The organism is Flavobacterium alvei (assembly GCF_002920895.1).
In the GTDB taxonomy this organism is placed as follows: domain Bacteria; phylum Bacteroidota; class Bacteroidia; order Flavobacteriales; family Flavobacteriaceae; genus Flavobacterium; species Flavobacterium alvei.
The window spans coordinates 55,884-71,554 of record NZ_PQVG01000001.1 but is presented as its reverse complement, the minus strand read 5'-3'; the positions used below and the strand labels follow the sequence as shown (position 1 = coordinate 71,554).

The following is a 15,671-nucleotide window of genomic DNA, read 5'->3' as shown; positions in this document are numbered from 1 at the left end:
TTTTTATCTGTCTGACAAAATCACACAAAGCCGTCTATTTTAGGGTAGATAGGTGTGACAAACGTCATATACTATTTAATATCAAATATATAAACAATTATTTACAAATCATCAAAAGTACTTTTTGTTTATTGAATGCTTTTGATTAGCACGGTCAAAAATTTACCGCTTATCTTGAATAATCTCTGCCAATAATTTCTTGGCGCGGAGTAGTTTTATTTTGACGTTGCTTAGGGGTTCGTCGATTTTGTTAGCAATTTCCTGATAGCTCATTTCCTGAAAATAGCGCAACTGAATCACTTCCTGATAATGCGGTTTGAGTTCCTTGATGAATTGTAGCAATTGCGAAAGGTTTTGCTCGGTAATCAATTCGTCTTCGGCCGATGGAGTGGTGTCGGCAATATTGTAGGCTTGTTGGTCTTCGTCGTCGGTGATTTCGATGAAAAGTGACGCTTTCTTTTTGCGCAACAAGTCGATATGAACATTTTTAGCAATAGCAATCAGCCAAGTGTTGAACTGGAATTCAGGATTGTAACTGGCTATTTTGTCAAAAGCTTTCGAGAAGGTTTCGATAGTTATATCCTCGGCATTGGTTTCGTTTTCAGTGCGTTTAAGCATAAAACCATAGACTTCATTCCAATAAAAATTCAATAGAAAAGTGAAAGCCGCTTGATCGCCTTTTTTTGCTTTTTCTATCTGTAGGTTTATTTCCAATGTACGGGTTTTGAAAAAAGATTGGTGATAAAGATATTTAATTGCGTGAAGATAAGCACAATTTCGATAATAGGAAACCAATACATCACATCTTTTTCTTTTAATTTTCCTGCCGAAAATCCGAGGATAATCCAAGTGACTAAATATCGAAAACCAACAAGGCTCAAGACGATAATCCATTGGTATTGGAACGCCAATAAAAGTATGGCCAAAATGAAAAACAACAATTGCGAAACATAAAAAAGTGCCAACTGAATTTTGTCAAAAGGTTTGTATAAAGTGGCAGTTGAAACGTGTCTTCTTTTTTGGTTAAACCAACCTTTGAATGTTGTTTTGGGTTGCGAATAAGTGAAACTTTCAGGAGTATAACAAATAGTGGTGTTTTTGCTAGTTGCCACTTGATTGATAAACAAATCGTCATCGCCAGAACGTACTTGAATGTGACTAATGAAGCCGTTTACATTATAAAATTCCTCTTTTTTATAGGCCAAATTACGACCAATTCCCATATAAGGTTTCCCTATTTTTGTCCAAGAAAAATATTGAACGGCTGTAAGTAAAGTTTCAAAACGGATGATTTTGTTTAAGAACGATTTGGCTACTTTTTCATAAGCGCCATAACCCAAAACAATCGTTTTTTGCATCGTAAATTGCGAACACATTGTCGTAATCCAATCTTTGGAAGAGGGGTAGCAATCGGCATCTATAAACAACAAATAATCTTTTTTGGCCGATTTAATTCCTAATGTTAAAGCATATTTTTTGTTGCCCCAAAAAGCTTCGTTGTTTCTAACTTTTACCAATCTAATATTGGAATATTGTTTCTCGAATTCTTCAAAAATTTCTAAAGTAGTATCGCTTGAAGCATCGTCTATCAATATAATTTCGTAGTCGTGATAATCCTGCTCTGCCAGCAATGGAATGTAACGAGCTACATTGTCGGCTTCATTTTTGGCACAAACAATTACCGAAACAGAGATTTTTTTTGGTGTTGCTTTTTGAGCTTTGGCGAAAGCAAATTTCGCAAAAACAATCAGATAATACGCAAGTTGTATGGCGACTATAACAATAAAAAAGTATAAAGTAAAGAGTAACATATAGGCTTGGCTTCTTTTTTTAAAATCTGTGCAAAGGTAATTATCAATTGTCAATAAACCATCGACAAACGGCAATTATTATAATCTAAATTTCATCACGATACTCAGAACTGCCTTCTAACTTCCCACTTCTAACTTCCCGCTTTTATATCACATTCACTTCGGCTTCAATATGAATACCAAAAGTTTTGAAAATAGTCTCTTGGATGGTTTTGGAAACATCCAAAATTTCTTGTCCAGTGGCGTTTCCATAATTGACTAAAACTAAAGCTTGGTTCTTGTGAATTCCTGCATCGCCAAAACGTTTTCCTTTGAAACCAGCTTGCTCAATGAGCCATCCCGCAGGGACTTTGACTTCGGTTGGAGAAATATCATAGTATTTCATTTCTGGAAATTGCTGATGTATTTTCTCGAAATCTGATTTTAAAAGAATGGGGTTTTTAAAGAAACTTCCGCTGTTTCCTAACTCTTTTGGATCGGGCAATTTACTGGTTCGAATAGCGATTACAGCATTAGAAACGTCTTTGAGTGTTGGAATTTGGATGTTTTTATTTGAAAGTTGGGCAGCTATATCGCCATAGGAAATATTAATTTTATGGTTGCGCTTGGTGAGTTTAAAAACTACCGAAGTGATAATATATTGGTCTTTAGCCTCATTTTTGAAAACACTTTCTCTGTAGCCAAAATGGCATTCGTCTTTACTAAAAGTTTTGGTTTTTTGATTTTCGATTGCCATCGCTTCGCAAGAAACAAAAGTGTCTTTGATTTCGGTTCCATATGCGCCAATATTCTGAACTGGAGTGGTTCCAACATTTCCTGGAATCAGCGACATATTTTCCAATCCTCCAAAGTTTTGATCGATGGTCCAAAGTACAAATTCGTGCCAGTTTTCGCCAGCTTGACTTTCGACCCAAACAAAATTATCGTCGTCTTTGATGATTTTTTTACCTTTCAAATCAACGTGAATCACCAATGCATCGATATCTTGAGTCAAAAGCATATTGCTTCCGCCACCCAAAATGAATTTTTTTTGGGATTTGTTTTCTTCTAAAACGGTTTTTAATTCTGCAATTGAATGAACGGCAACGAATTGTTTGGCTTTGGCTTCAATGCCAAAAGTATTGTAGTTTTTAAGAGAAAAATTAGTCTGTATTTCCATAAAGAAAGTGCGTTTTGAATCGTTAGTCCAAAAGTAAGTATTAAAATTGAGTTGGATAGTTTTTTAGCCAAATATGCATCATAAACATAGGCATAATAAACGGAATCATTTTGGTGTCTCCTTTTCTCAAATTTGAAACTAGTTTCTGAGAATCGATATTTTCAAAATACGACATTTTGAACAAGTCACTTTTTGAAAACGATTCTAATTCATCAATGAATCCGGGACTTTTTAGTAAATAATCACCCCAAGGAACACTCAAACCCACTTTTTTGAAATGTAGGATTTCATGGGGCAATCGCGATTTCATAGCTTCTTTTAGAATGTATTTCCATTTTTTTCCAGTAAAAAGCCAATGGTCTTCTAATGAACCCAATCCGGCAATAAGTCTTTGGTCTAGAAAAGGTTCTCTACATTCGATAGAAGCTCCCATCGTGCAACGGTCGTTTCGGTCGAGTAGTGAACATAAATAAGTGTGTTGGTCAAAATAAAGGGCTTGTCGTCTCGAATTATTGGGATACAATGATTTTGCATCTTCCAGAATTTGATTTCGGTATTCGTTTTTGGGCTGATTTGTGATACCAAAAGTGCTTGCAATGTCTTTTGGATAAATATTAGAACCGTTATAAAGTATCAAATCATCCTTTTCTTTTATTTGAGAATAACGCGCTAATTTTTCGAATCTTGGTTTGGTTGTGAAATAATCCATGTGACCGACTGTTGCAATTATTTTCAACAATGACGGGTATTTCAGCGCTTTGTATCTCACATAACCTCCCATTAATTCATCGGCGCCTTCTCCTGAAAGCAACACTTTTACCGATGGTTTTGCCAATTGTGCCAATGCCAAAATATGCGGTTCGCTCAAGTGCATTATGGGTTCATCCTGAAAATAAGTAGCACTGACTAATTTTTCAAAAAGATCCTTATTTTCTAATTGCATGGTGTGAAAAGTGTAGCCGAATTTTTCGGACATTCTTTGTGCCAAATGCGATTCGTTGTGTTCTTTTTCTTTGAAACCAATATTAAAGGTTTGAATATGGTTAAAATTTTGTTGGTTTAAGGACGCCAAAATAGAGGAGGAGTCGAGCCCGCCGCTGAGTAAAACGCCAACTGGAACATCGCTCACCATTCGCAATCGTACTGAATCGTCAAATGTTTCTCGAAACCATTCAACAGGATTTTTGATTTTGGGTTGGTTTTGAATTTCCGTTTTCAAATCCCACCATTTTTCATTAGTAATTTTGCCACTTTCGTGAATGGTCAAAATGTGTCCCGGAAGTATTTTTTTGACATTTTCATACAAAGTATTTTCGCCAGCCACAAACCGGTTAAAAATGTATTCTTCCATTCCGTCTTGAGCCATTTTTAGAGAAACTCCTGCCGTAAAAAGTGCTTTTTGTTCAGAAGCGAAATAAAATGTTTCGTTGTAAAAAGAGTAATACAAGGGTTTGACGCCCATTCTATCCCTCACGGCAATCAGTTTTCGCTCTGTTTTATCCCAAATAGCAAAGGCAAACATTCCGTTGAGACGGCTTAGCATTTTTAAACCATACAACTGAAATAATTTCAACAAAACTTCAGTATCTGAGCTAGTTTTTATGTCAAAACCATGACTTCGAAGTTCGGGATAAAAGTCCTTGAAATTGTATATTTCGCCATTATAAACCAAAACATAGCGACCGTCATCGGATAGAAAAGGTTGGTGTCCAGCCGCCGAAACATCCAAAATAGAAAGCCTACGATGCCCCAAACCAATGTTATTTTCGATAAATAATCCTTTGTCATCTGGGCCACGATGTTCTAGTGCATCCCGCATTTTTGTTAGAATGCGCTCATCCACTTTTTTTTGTGATTGCAAATGTAAAATGCCATTAATTCCACACATAGTTAGTTGGTTTTGGATGTGTTAATTAATTGGTGATATTTTTCGGCAATGATTTTCATATTCAATTTATAATCTGCATTTTCTTCTACAAATTTTCTGTTTTTTTGAACTGCCACATTTCGGTGTGCTTTATTTTCAAAAGCCCAAAGTAGTTCTTCGGCAAGCATTTTGGTATTGTCTATTGGAATCAGCTGACCGTTTTCACGATGAGTAATCCAGCTTTGGTTTCCTGGAATATCGGTCACAACAGGATAACAATTAGAAGCCATTGCTTCAAATAAGGAAGCCGAAACCCCTTCGGTTATAGGCATACTGATGTAAAAATTAGACTGTTGTAAAAGTTCGGGTAGTTCAGTATTTGGAATTCTTCCTGTGAAATTAATTTTGTCATCAATCTTTAAATTCGTTGCCAATTCTTTTAGTGCTGGAAGTAATTTTCCGTTGCCAACAATGGTCAATTTAAAATCAATTCCTTTTTGGTTTAAGATATCAAAGGCTTTCAGAATAATGTCATGACGGTATTCAGGCATTAACGACCGAGTTACAATTGCCGTAATTTTATCGGATTGTGTATTTTGTTTATTTTCAAATTGTTGCAAATCGATTCCTTTTGGCATAACCAACACTTTTTGCATATTGACATTGGCATTTCGCATCGAAATGGTCATTACTGGTCCCCAAGCGTGAATCAAATCGGCTTTTTTGAAAGCATAATTTTGAATGATTATTTTGAGTGGTAACAAAATGGAATTCTCTGGCCATAAATCGGTTCTGCCTTGTTGTGCAATAGCTACTGGTTTTACGCCTGATAATGCTGCAAGAAAACCATAACTCGTGGTTCTTTCGGCAATAATCATATCTGGATGCTCTTTTTTGATTCGTTTTCTAATCTGGAAATGAGCTGTAGTAAATTCGAAAATTCGAAATAATCGGCTAAAAAAAGAGGTGTTGGGTGTTTTGAGTTCCCAAGTGATAATTTCAAAATCGCCAAATTCTTTCAACCCATTCATCCACGTAATGGCATCGGCTCTATAGGTTTCTCCCAGAAAAAGTATTTTACGTTTCTCCATTGATATCATTAATCTTCAGAAGTTAATGCACGGTTGATGAAATCATTCAATGGTTTCAAAGCTATTAGCTTTTGGCTCATTTTGACAACAAAATCTTTTTGGGTCACTTCTTCTATGTCGAATTTTTGAGAGGTTTCGAAGCTTTTTAATTTTAAAAATTCAATAGCCGGATGGTCTTTTTCGTAACCTCTGGGCGGGTTTTTTAATAGGTTTATTTCGTTTCTGTCAAAATCGGTAAACTCTTTTTTGAAGTTTTTTTCATTAAGAATTTCTTCTAAATCCTCATAGAAAAAGGCAATTTCTTTGCGCACTTTTTTCAAATCTTCGGCTTCTGGGCAATAGAATCCGCCTGCAATAAAACTACCTGTTCTAGCAATGTGAACATAATAGCCAGAACGATTTTTGCCTTTTGCACCGCTGGACAACCAAACACCAATATGATCTTTGTAAGGCGATTTGTCTTTAGAAAACCGAATGTCACGATTGATTCTAAAGGTGCAATTTTTTACTTCAAGCATTTCTAAAGAAGGGTCGAGTGGTTTCATAACGCTTAGAAAATCACTAACCAATTGATGATAGTCTTTTTTGAAAGCTTCATACCTTTTTTTGTTATCCAAAAACCAATCGCGATTGTTGTTGGCTTTTAAATCGTCAAGAAATTCTAAACTATTTTTTGAAAGCATATTTAATGAATTATTGCAGTTGTTTTTTCAAATCTTCTTCGCTAATGTATCCCGAATTTTTCCATTTCTCCACTTTATTTTCATAGATAATTAGGGTGGGAAGTTCTAAAATTTTCATCTCTTTAATTAAAGTAGGGTTTTCATCGGCGTTCAATCGAATGATTGCGACTTTGTCAGCCATTTCTTTTTGCATTTTCAAAAGGTAAGGAGTCATTTTTTTGCAAGGTGCACACCATTCGGCATAAAAATCGATTAAGACTTTTTTATCGGTGTTTAATAGTTCGGCAAATTCCTGCGGGCAAACGCCAATAATTCGGTCGGTTGGTTTAGAAAGTCCTTCGGCATCCCATTTTAATAGTCCGCCTTGCATATTATAGATGTTTTCGAACCCTAATTTTTCTAATTTTTCAGCAGCTTGCGAACTTCGATTGCTCGTTTTGCAGTAGATGAAAACAGGTTTGGTTTTGTCTAATTTCTGAATAGTTGCATCAAAATTATCTCCCAACCAATCGATGTTTTGGGCGTTTTCAAGATGTCCTGAGGCAAATTCTTGAGGGGTTCTAACGTCTATGATTTGGGCGTTTGTAGTCGTCTTTAGGGTTTCTGAAAAAGCCTTTGGTTCAAGGTTTTTTATATTTTTAGCATTTTGTCCATTGCAGGAAACTATCGATAGCGATAAGAATAATATACAGAATTTTGAAAGGAGTTTCATTAGGGTATAATTTTGATTTTTAAAAGGCTAAAATAGGCAATTTCTTTCTTTGATTTTGAAACTTAAAGTTAAAATACTACCGTTTTAAAGGCTGAAAATTTTATAAACTTGATGGGTAGATTTGACAATTTTTTCTGTTCTTTCGGGATGTGTGTCAGAGATAAATAATTGTCCAAAAGTGTCGCTATTGACCATTTCTACAATTTTTGCTACCCGATTTTCGTCTAGTTTATCAAAAATATCATCAAATAATAAAATAGGTTTTTGACCACTTTGAGTTTTTAAAAACTCAAATTGAGCTAATTTCAATGCGATTAAAAATGACTTTTGTTGGCCTTGAGAACCAAATTTCTTTATGGGATATTTATCAATTTCAAACGATAAATCGTCTTTGTGAATTCCTACGCTCGTATAATGTAAAGCTCTATCTTTGCTTATGTTTTCTTCCAAAAGAGTCAATAAATCATTCTCGAATAAGTGGCTTTCATAAACCAACTGAACCGTTTCTTGCGAACCCGAAATGGCCTGATGGTGGGAGTTGAAAATAGGAATAAATTGTTCGATGAATTCTTTTCTTTTTTCGAAAATGTATTGCCCAAAAGTGTTGAGTTGCTCATTGTATATAGAAAGCGTGTCGTTGTCGAAAACAAAATTCAATGCAAAATATTTCAACAAAGCGTTGCGCTGACTTATCACTTTTTGATATTGAATGAGATGTTTTAAATAGTTAGAATCCAATTGCGAAATAACGCTATCCATAAATTTTCGGCGAGTTTCGCTGCCTTCAACAATCAAATCGGTGTCGGCTGGCGAGATGATTACCAAAGGAATGAATCCCAGATGTTCTGAAAATTTATCATAGATTTTGCCGTTGCGTTTTAGGATTTTTTTCTGTCCTTTTTTGAGGCTACAAATAATTTGCTCGTTTCTTTCTTTGATTTCAAATTCGCCATCAATAACAAAAAAATCTTCGCCGTGTTTGATGTTTTGAACCGCCAGCGGATTGAAATAACTTTTCCCGTAAGACAAATGATAAATAGCATCCAAAACATTGGTTTTTCCAATTCCGTTTTTGCCAACAAAACAATTTATTTTGCCTACAAATTCGAAATTGGCTTCCGAAAAGTTTTTGTAATTGAATAGTGAAATTTTTTTTAAATACATTTTTAGTCTTGCGGGTATAAGAAAATCAGGCCTTTCGTATTGTTTTTAAGAGGGTGCAAATTATCGAAAAATATCGATAAAAATTACTTTTAGGCAATTTCAATGGACAAATATTTTTCAAATCGGAAGAATCAAGAGTATAAAAAAAGGATAATGTATTTTTATTTGAATATAAAGACATTTTTTTTGTGACTATACAAATAAAAATTTTATTTTTGCGGCTCACTAAATTAAAATTTAAATGGCTACTTATAATAAAAGAGGATATAAACCAGCAAAAGAAAAAGAAGTTAAAGAAGTTACAGAGGATATCAATGTAGCAGAATTAGAAAAGAATAGTACTACCGCTGAAGTTTTCTCAACTTTGGATGCAACTGCTTCAAAAACTGAAGATTTTGTAGCCAAAAATCAAAAAATTATTATTGGAGTTGTTGGTGCAATAGCTTTATTAACTGTTGGATATTTAGCTTACCAAAAATTTGTAGCAGCGCCAAAAGAGGATGATGCAGCTAACCAAATGTTTGTAGCACAACAAGATTTTGAAAAAGCAACAAATGGTGTAGCAAGTGATTCGTTATATAAATTAGCCTTGAATGGTTCTGAAGGAAAATGGGGATTTGTGAAAATTGCCGATGAATATTCAGGAACTGATGCTGGAAATTTAGCGAACTATTATGCTGGTATTGCTTATTTGAATACAGGAAAATATGCTGAAGCGATTGAATATTTAGGAAAATTCAAATCGGATGATCTTGTAATAAGTGCTATGGCAACTGGTGCAATTGGAGATGCTTATTCGCAAAAAAATCAACCAAAAGAAGCTTTAGAATATTATGTAAAAGCAGCTGAATCTAATAAAAACGATTTTACAACACCACGTTTCTTATTGAAAGCAGGAAAAACTGCTTTAGCTTTAGGAAATAAAGAAGATGCTCTTAAATATTTTACCGATATTAAAGACAATTATGAAAGTACTCCAGAAGGTGCAACAATTGATGTATTGATTGGATTGGCACAATAAATAATCTTAGATTGTAGATTTTAGATTTTAGATTTGTATTTTTGTAATCAGAAATCTAAACTTTAAAATCTTAAATATAAGATGGCAACTATAAATAAAAACTTATCCGAATACGATAAAAATGCAATCCCAGACGCGAAAAATTTTCGGTTTGGGATTGTTGTTTCAGAATGGAATGATACGATAACCGAAGGGCTTTGTTTCGGTGCTGTTAAGGGACTTTTGGAAAATGAAGTGCCATCAGAGCATATCATTCGTTGGAATGTTCCAGGGAGTTTTGAACTTGTTTACGGAGCTAAAAAAATGTTGCAAACTCAAAATGTAGATGCTGTAATTGCTATTGGATGTGTTATTCAAGGCGAAACTAAACATTTTGATTTTGTTTGCGAAGCCGTTTCACAAGGAATTAAAGACTTGAATGTAGAAACTGATATTCCAGTTATCTTTTGTGTTTTGACAGACAATACAATGCAACAATCCATTGACAGAAGTGGAGGAAAACACGGAAATAAAGGAACAGAAGCAGCTATTGCAGCTATTAAAATGGCATATTTGAGACATCAAGCCTCTTTTAATCACCAAATTAAAAACCAACAATTATTATCCTCAGGACCTTTGCAAATTGAAGGACTGAAGATGATTGAAGAATAACACAAATTTTATAATTCTAAAAACCTATACTATTCATTTGATGGTATAGGTTTTTTGTTTTTTATGATTATTTTGGGTAGTAATCCCAATAGAAAATCCTTAAATTTGCTCACTTCGGATTTTGAATTCGAAATCTGAAATCTGCAATCTAACATCTGAAATCTAAAAATGTCGAGTATTATCCAATTGCTTCCTGATCATGTTGCTAATCAAATTGCTGCTGGAGAAGTCGTTCAGCGACCGGCTTCGGTAGTCAAAGAATTGCTTGAAAATGCAGTAGATGCTGGAGCGAATGACATCAAATTAATCATTAAAGATGCCGGGAAATCATTGGTTCAAGTCATTGATAACGGAAAAGGAATGAGTGTTACCGATGCTCGTTTGTGTTTTGAGCGTCACGCTACTTCCAAAATTCGCCAAGCCGAAGATTTGTTTTCCTTACACACCAAAGGGTTTCGTGGCGAAGCATTGGCATCGATTGCTGCGATTGCTCATGTAGAAATGAAAACCAAGCAAGATCAAGAAGAATTAGGAACTCATATTGTTATTGAAGGGAGTAAGTTTGTATCGCAAGATGTAGCGGTTTTACCAAAAGGCACTTCATTTGCTGTCAAAAACTTGTTTTTTAATATTCCTGCTCGCCGCAATTTCTTGAAGTCAGACATCGTAGAATACCGCCATATCATTGATGAATTTCAGCGAGTAGCATTGGCACATCCTAAAATATATTTTACTTTTTTCCACAACGGAAGCGAAATGTTCAATTTGCCAGCCTCAAGTTTGAGACAACGAATTGTGGCTGTTTTTTCGGGTAAGACGAATGAGAAATTAGTTCCTGTTAATGAAGAAACTGAAATTGTATCCATTCAAGGGTTTGTTTGTAAACCTGAATTTGCTAAAAAAAGTCGTGGCGAGCAGTTTTTCTTTGTCAATGACCGATTCATAAAAAGTGGTTATTTGCACCATGCAGTTATGGCTGCTTATGAAGGACTGTTGAAAGATGGTGTACAGCCTAGTTATTTTATTTACCTTCAAGTGCCTGCCAATACTATAGATATTAATATTCATCCCACCAAAACGGAGATCAAGTTTGATGATGAATCGGCTTTGTATGCCATATTGCGGGCTTCGATAAAACATAGTTTAGGACAATTTAATGTGGCACCTGTTTTGGATTTCGAGCGTGATGCCAATTTAGATACACCATATCATTATAAAGATTTAGAAGGAGCAACTCCAACTATTCAGGTTGATGGCAATTTCAATCCTTTTTCAGAAGAGGAGAAACCTAATAAACATTATGCAAATTCCAATTCTAGTTACAAAAGAACTGAATCAGTATCAAATTGGGAGAGTTTGTATGTGGGTTTGAAACAGGATTTTGAGGAAAATGACACGCTAACTTTTGAGAATGACACAGTAACTTCCTCTTTGTTTAATGCTGATGAAGTCGAGCAAGTAGTTCATAAAACCTATCAAATTCATAAGAAGTATATTGTAAACCCGATTAAGTCAGGAATGATAATTGTGGATCAACAGCGAGCACACCAACGTATTTTGTATGAACAATTTTTGACCAATATTACAGTTCAATTGGCTTCAAGCCAGCAATTATTGTTTCCGTTACATTTGTATTTTTCGAAAGATGAAATGCAATTATTATCTGAATTGATGCCGTCTTTGACCAATACCGGTTTCGTTTTTGAAGAGACAAACGACGAAAGCGTTGTAATTTCTGGTTTGCCTGTAAACATATCAGAAAGCGAAGTTACAATCGTTTTTGAGCAACTTTTGAGTGATTTACAAAACGGAATTCCAGAGAGTAGCTTTAGTCAGAATGACACCATTGCCAAATCGATGGCTCGAAGTTTGGCCGTAAAAACAGGAGCCTATTTAACCGAAAAAGAACAAGAAAACTTGGTCAACGGACTTTTTGCTTGCAAAGATCCTAATGTTTCGCCTTTTCAAAAACCTACTTTCATCACGATGCGTGTGGAAGATTTAGATAAAAAATTTGCACTATGATGAACATCACACCAGTTGTTAAGCAACTATTGATTATTAATATTCTTTTTTTCATTGGAACTTTTGTATTAGGAGGTTTTTCAATGGAAAGTTTTAATCCCTATAATCCAGCTTTTAGAATTCTGTCCTTATATTTTCCAGAGAATCCCGATTTTCATATTTGGCAATTAATTACCCATATGTTCATGCATGGAGGATTAATGCATATCGCTTTTAATATGTTTGCTTTATATTCTTTTGGCTCTACTTTGGAACATTTTTGGGGTGGAAAAAAATTCTTGTTTTTCTACATTTCTTGCGGATTAGGGGCGGCATTGTTGCATTCAGGAATTAATTTTTATACTTATCAAATTGGTTTGAACCATTTGACTGATTTGGGTTTGGAAAATCAAATTCAAAATTTTCTTAAAACTGGCGGAATGAGTTTTTCAGTTAGACCTCCAGATTTAGACCAACAAATTTTACATGACATGTTTTTTGCCTATAATATGCCTGTTGTTGGAGCTTCTGGAGCTATTTATGGATTATTAGCCGCTTTTGCTTTTATGTTTCCTAATGCTGAATTGGCTTTGATGTTTATTCCAGTTCCGATTAAGGCGAAATATTTTGTACCTGGAATTTTAGCTATTGATTTGTTTTTGGGATTCAAAGGACAATCCATTTTTGGCGCAGGAAGTACAGGGATAGCTCATTTTGCCCACGTTGGTGGTGCCTTGACAGGTTTCTTAATGATGTGGTATTGGAAGAAAAATCAGTTTAACAACAATCGTTGGAATTAATTTTAGTAATCAGTGTTCAGAATGCAGGCTTACTAATGACTCATAACTCATAATTCATAACTCAATATGAGCAGTATAATTGACGATTTAAAACAGCAGTACAAATTTGGTGGAATAACTCAAAGGTTAATCTACTGGAATATTGCTTGTTTCATAGTTTCGTATGTGATTTTTGGATTATTGCAAATCGATTTCCTTTCGTTTGTTAGTTTGTCTTCAAATCCAGCCGATTTGTTGTGGAAACCTTGGTCAATACTTAGCTATTCTTTTTTTCATTCCGATTTCATTCACATTTTTTTCAATCTGATAGTGCTGCATTTTTCGGGCCAATTGTTTTTGACTTTTTTCACTCAGAAACAGTTATTGGGATTGTACCTTTTATCGGCTCTATTTTCGGGTGCTGTTTTTGTTGTTGCATTCTATTTAATGGAGGTTGTTTCACCTATTGTTGGGGCTTCGGGTGCCATAATGGCCATTTTGGTTGCAACTACCGTTTATCAACCTTTGATGAACTTACGCTTGATGCTTATTGGCAATGTCAAGCTTTGGCATGTTACAGTTGTTGTACTTCTAATTGATGTGATGCAACTCCGTTTAGAAAATTCAGGCGGACATATTGCGCATTTGGCTGGTGCTTTTTTTGGGTTTGTATTTATTAAATTCCTTCAAAACGGAACCGATTTGAGTAAAATTGTTTCGAACCTATTCGATTTTTTTGTTAATTTGTTTACGAAAACCGAATCTAAGCCTTTCAAAAAAGTGCATAGAAATTATCAAAAACCAGTTTCTAAACCCGCTTCTAGGATTGTATCCAAAGATAAAACGCAACAGCAAATAGATGAGATTTTGGATAAAATCAGTAAATCGGGATACGATTGTTTGACAAAAGAAGAAAAAGAATTTTTGTTTAAAGCAGGGAAATAAGCGTTCAGTAATTGGTGTTTAGTAATCAGTGTTTAGTGTTCAGTCGCAGTTTGCAGTAATGAAATTAATATGAAATGAAAAACCTTTCGTGGTTTAATAAAATAATGTTTTTTTTGAATATAGTGCTAACTGTATCCACTATAGTTGCTTATGTTTTGCCTTTTTTAGCGCCAAAACTTTTTCCGCTTTTGTCTGTTTTTACCTTGTTTATGCCGTTGTTTTTTGTTTTGAATGGCTTGTTCTTCTTGTATTGGGGGTTTCAGTTCAAGAAGCGAATGATTCTGTCGGGTTTGGTTCTTTTGATGGGAATCACTTTTTTTAATAAATTCTATAAGTTTTCAGCTCACGAATATCCCGAAGATGAGAATGATTTTACGGTAATGAGTTATAATGTTCGATTGTTAAATGTTTTTAAATGGCTGGATAGAGATGATGTACCACAAGATATTTTGACATTTATCAACGAAAAAAATCCTGATATTTTGTGCATTCAGGAGTTTTCAAATTCTGCGAATATCGATTTGAAAGTATATAGCCATAAATATGTTTTGATGGAAGGAAATCAAATCAAAACGGCTCAGGCTATTTTTTCTAAATTTCCTATTATAAATCAAGGAAATATTGCGTTTCCCAATTCGAATAATAATGTTGTTTTTGTTGACATCAAAAGAGGAAAAGACATTATTAGGGTTTATAATATGCATCTTCAATCCATAAAAATTTCTCCTGATGTTTCTGAATTGGACGAAAAAAATATTGATGCCATCAATCAAGGTAAATCACAAAAACTTTTTAATAGAATAAGCAAAGCTTTCAAGCAACAACAGCAACAAGCAGAACTGATTAAAGCCCACAAAAAAGATTGTCCCTATCCTATAATCATTTGTGGCGATATGAATAATAGTGCTTTTTCTTATGTGTATCGAAATATCAAAGGTGCTTTGAAAGATAGTTTTGAAGAAGCAGGAGTAGGTTTTGGAGCCACTTATAAATTCAGATATTATCCTGCCAGAATCGATTATATTTTTGCAGATGATAAAATGAAAGTCAAGAAATTTGAAAGTTTTTCTGATTTTGAAAACTCAGATCATTATCCCATTATGGCAAAATTGTCGATGGAATAAAAGAGAAAATTATTTGATTAATGTTTGATTTTTCAAATAATCCAAAGCGTATTTCCCTTCATTGAACAACAAATCCAGTATGCTAAGATTGTTCAAAAATCCGTGTTTGTCACCAAAAACTTGTGTGTAACTTTCGAATTGTGATGCGTCTTTTTTTCCATCAACCAAAAATCTGAAATCTAAAATACTACTCGAATCTATTTTATGAAAATATTCGGTTGTAGTTTCATAATCCAATTTCATTCGCAAACACTTGGCGGCAAATTCCATAGTTTCAAAATTCAAATCCATCAAAAAATGGTGTTTTTTTTCGAAAATGGGAAGGATCTCATCTTCAAAAAACTCAAAAAAAGGCGAAGTTCTATAAGCAGCTTCTAGTGATTTGAAATGTTGTTTTTGCCAATTGAAATCATTTTCAATTTTGATTTCTTTGGTTTTTTGATGGGCTTGTTTTGAATGTTTTACGGGAATATTCAAGAGTTGTATTCCATTTGGACTGTAAATATACATCCGGTTGCGATTGGTTTGTTTTTGGAAATTATCCTCCATTTCAAACACCATTTTGTCAGATTGAGCCATAGCTACAAAGTGACTAATTGAAGGGAAATAGGAGGGATGTAATAAAGTGTCCATCTGTTTGTTTTTTTGTTTAAAGTTTCA

The 15,671-nt window shown here is 34.4% G+C and carries 15 protein-coding genes; 6 read left to right on the top strand and 9 right to left on the bottom strand.

Features of this window, described 5'->3' with window-relative positions; all coding sequences use genetic code 11:
• Nucleotides 1–162 precede the first annotated feature (162 nt).
• From C3L50_RS00325 to recF, 8 genes are all read right to left on the bottom strand, one after another.
• On the bottom strand, nucleotides 163–714 hold the full coding sequence (locus C3L50_RS00325) for an RNA polymerase sigma factor (RefSeq protein ID WP_103803923.1): 552 nt from the start codon (nucleotides 712–714) through the stop codon (nucleotides 163–165).
• The gene (locus C3L50_RS00320; RefSeq protein WP_103803921.1) at nucleotides 705–1,811 is read right to left on the bottom strand and encodes a glycosyltransferase; all 1,107 of its coding nucleotides are present in this window, start codon (nucleotides 1,809–1,811) and stop codon (nucleotides 705–707) included. The genes C3L50_RS00325 and C3L50_RS00320 overlap by 10 nt, the downstream gene beginning before the upstream one ends.
• A 145-nt stretch (nucleotides 1,812–1,956) precedes the next feature.
• Nucleotides 1,957–2,970, bottom strand: coding sequence for a UDP-N-acetylmuramate dehydrogenase (gene murB, locus C3L50_RS00315; RefSeq protein ID WP_103803919.1), 1,014 nt, complete (start codon nucleotides 2,968–2,970; stop codon nucleotides 1,957–1,959).
• 40 nt (nucleotides 2,971–3,010) lie between these two features.
• Nucleotides 3,011–4,858 carry an asparagine synthase (glutamine-hydrolyzing) gene (gene asnB, locus C3L50_RS00310; RefSeq protein WP_103803917.1) on the bottom strand — a complete coding sequence of 616 codons (1,848 nt, stop codon included), beginning with the start codon at nucleotides 4,856–4,858 and terminating at the stop codon, nucleotides 3,011–3,013.
• Nucleotides 4,859–4,860: 2 nt separating this feature from the next.
• Entirely contained in the window at nucleotides 4,861–5,928 is a 1,068-nt protein-coding gene (locus C3L50_RS00305) for a glycosyltransferase (protein ID WP_103804652.1), read from the bottom strand.
• Nucleotides 5,929–5,936: 8 nt separating this feature from the next.
• A complete protein-coding gene (locus C3L50_RS00300; protein ID WP_103803915.1) occupies nucleotides 5,937–6,611 on the bottom strand; it encodes a DUF2461 domain-containing protein in 675 nt (224 codons plus the stop codon).
• Nucleotides 6,612–6,621: 10 nt separating this feature from the next.
• Nucleotides 6,622–7,323: a thioredoxin domain-containing protein gene (locus tag C3L50_RS00295; RefSeq protein ID WP_103803913.1), complete on the bottom strand. Its 702-nt coding sequence runs from the start codon at nucleotides 7,321–7,323 to the stop codon at nucleotides 6,622–6,624.
• 84 nt (nucleotides 7,324–7,407) lie between these two features.
• Entirely contained in the window at nucleotides 7,408–8,487 is a 1,080-nt protein-coding gene (recF, locus tag C3L50_RS00290) for a DNA replication/repair protein RecF (RefSeq protein WP_103803911.1), read from the bottom strand.
• Between the two features lie 241 nt (nucleotides 8,488–8,728).
• On the opposite strand from recF, the gene C3L50_RS00285 reads away from it, so the two are divergent.
• From C3L50_RS00285 to C3L50_RS00260, 6 genes are all read left to right on the top strand, one after another.
• Nucleotides 8,729–9,508, top strand: a complete 780-nt coding sequence (locus tag C3L50_RS00285) for a tetratricopeptide repeat protein (protein WP_103803909.1) — start codon at nucleotides 8,729–8,731, stop codon at nucleotides 9,506–9,508.
• A gap of 81 nt (nucleotides 9,509–9,589) precedes the next feature.
• Nucleotides 9,590–10,159: a 6,7-dimethyl-8-ribityllumazine synthase gene (ribH, locus tag C3L50_RS00280; protein WP_103803907.1), complete on the top strand. Its 570-nt coding sequence runs from the start codon at nucleotides 9,590–9,592 to the stop codon at nucleotides 10,157–10,159.
• 168 nt (nucleotides 10,160–10,327) lie between these two features.
• On the top strand, nucleotides 10,328–12,184 hold the full coding sequence (mutL, locus tag C3L50_RS00275) for a DNA mismatch repair endonuclease MutL (RefSeq protein ID WP_103803905.1): 1,857 nt from the start codon (nucleotides 10,328–10,330) through the stop codon (nucleotides 12,182–12,184).
• The gene (locus C3L50_RS00270; protein WP_103803903.1) at nucleotides 12,181–12,963 is read left to right on the top strand and encodes a rhomboid family intramembrane serine protease; all 783 of its coding nucleotides are present in this window, start codon (nucleotides 12,181–12,183) and stop codon (nucleotides 12,961–12,963) included. Before mutL ends, C3L50_RS00270 begins: the two co-directional genes overlap by 4 nt.
• Nucleotides 12,964–13,029: 66 nt before the next feature.
• Nucleotides 13,030–13,887, top strand: coding sequence for a rhomboid family intramembrane serine protease (locus C3L50_RS00265; protein WP_103803901.1), 858 nt, complete (start codon nucleotides 13,030–13,032; stop codon nucleotides 13,885–13,887).
• Between the two features lie 74 nt (nucleotides 13,888–13,961).
• Nucleotides 13,962–15,011, top strand: coding sequence for an endonuclease/exonuclease/phosphatase family protein (locus tag C3L50_RS00260; RefSeq protein ID WP_103803899.1), 1,050 nt, complete (start codon nucleotides 13,962–13,964; stop codon nucleotides 15,009–15,011).
• Nucleotides 15,012–15,020: 9 nt separating this feature from the next.
• Here the strand turns inward: C3L50_RS00260 and C3L50_RS00255 are convergent, their stop codons facing one another.
• Nucleotides 15,021–15,644 (bottom strand): WbqC family protein, encoded by a 624-nt coding sequence (locus tag C3L50_RS00255; RefSeq protein ID WP_103803897.1) that lies wholly within the window; start codon nucleotides 15,642–15,644, stop codon nucleotides 15,021–15,023.
• Between the last annotated feature and the right edge of the window lie 27 nt (nucleotides 15,645–15,671).

Bases quoted from the DNA above. Each gene is read 5' to 3' on its own strand.
- C3L50_RS00320 (WP_103803921.1), bottom strand. From the start codon at position 1,811: ATGTTACTCTTTACTTTATACTTTTTTATTGTTATAGTCGCCATACAA.
- murB (WP_103803919.1), bottom strand. From the start codon at position 2,970: ATGGAAATACAGACTAATTTTTCTCTTAAAAACTACAATACTTTTGGC.
- asnB (WP_103803917.1), bottom strand. From the start codon at position 4,858: ATGTGTGGAATTAATGGCATTTTACATTTGCAATCACAAAAAAAAGTG.
- C3L50_RS00305 (WP_103804652.1), bottom strand. From the start codon at position 5,928: ATGGAGAAACGTAAAATACTTTTTCTGGGAGAAACCTATAGAGCCGAT.
- C3L50_RS00300 (WP_103803915.1), bottom strand. From the start codon at position 6,611: ATGCTTTCAAAAAATAGTTTAGAATTTCTTGACGATTTAAAAGCCAAC.
- C3L50_RS00295 (WP_103803913.1), bottom strand. From the start codon at position 7,323: ATGAAACTCCTTTCAAAATTCTGTATATTATTCTTATCGCTATCGATA.
- recF (WP_103803911.1), bottom strand. From the start codon at position 8,487: ATGTATTTAAAAAAAATTTCACTATTCAATTACAAAAACTTTTCGGAA.
- C3L50_RS00285 (WP_103803909.1), top strand. From the start codon at position 8,729: ATGGCTACTTATAATAAAAGAGGATATAAACCAGCAAAAGAAAAAGAA.
- ribH (WP_103803907.1), top strand. From the start codon at position 9,590: ATGGCAACTATAAATAAAAACTTATCCGAATACGATAAAAATGCAATC.
- mutL (WP_103803905.1), top strand. From the start codon at position 10,328: ATGTCGAGTATTATCCAATTGCTTCCTGATCATGTTGCTAATCAAATT.
- C3L50_RS00270 (WP_103803903.1), top strand. From the start codon at position 12,181: ATGATGAACATCACACCAGTTGTTAAGCAACTATTGATTATTAATATT.
- C3L50_RS00265 (WP_103803901.1), top strand. From the start codon at position 13,030: ATGAGCAGTATAATTGACGATTTAAAACAGCAGTACAAATTTGGTGGA.
- C3L50_RS00260 (WP_103803899.1), top strand. From the start codon at position 13,962: ATGAAAAACCTTTCGTGGTTTAATAAAATAATGTTTTTTTTGAATATA.
- C3L50_RS00255 (WP_103803897.1), bottom strand. From the start codon at position 15,644: ATGGACACTTTATTACATCCCTCCTATTTCCCTTCAATTAGTCACTTT.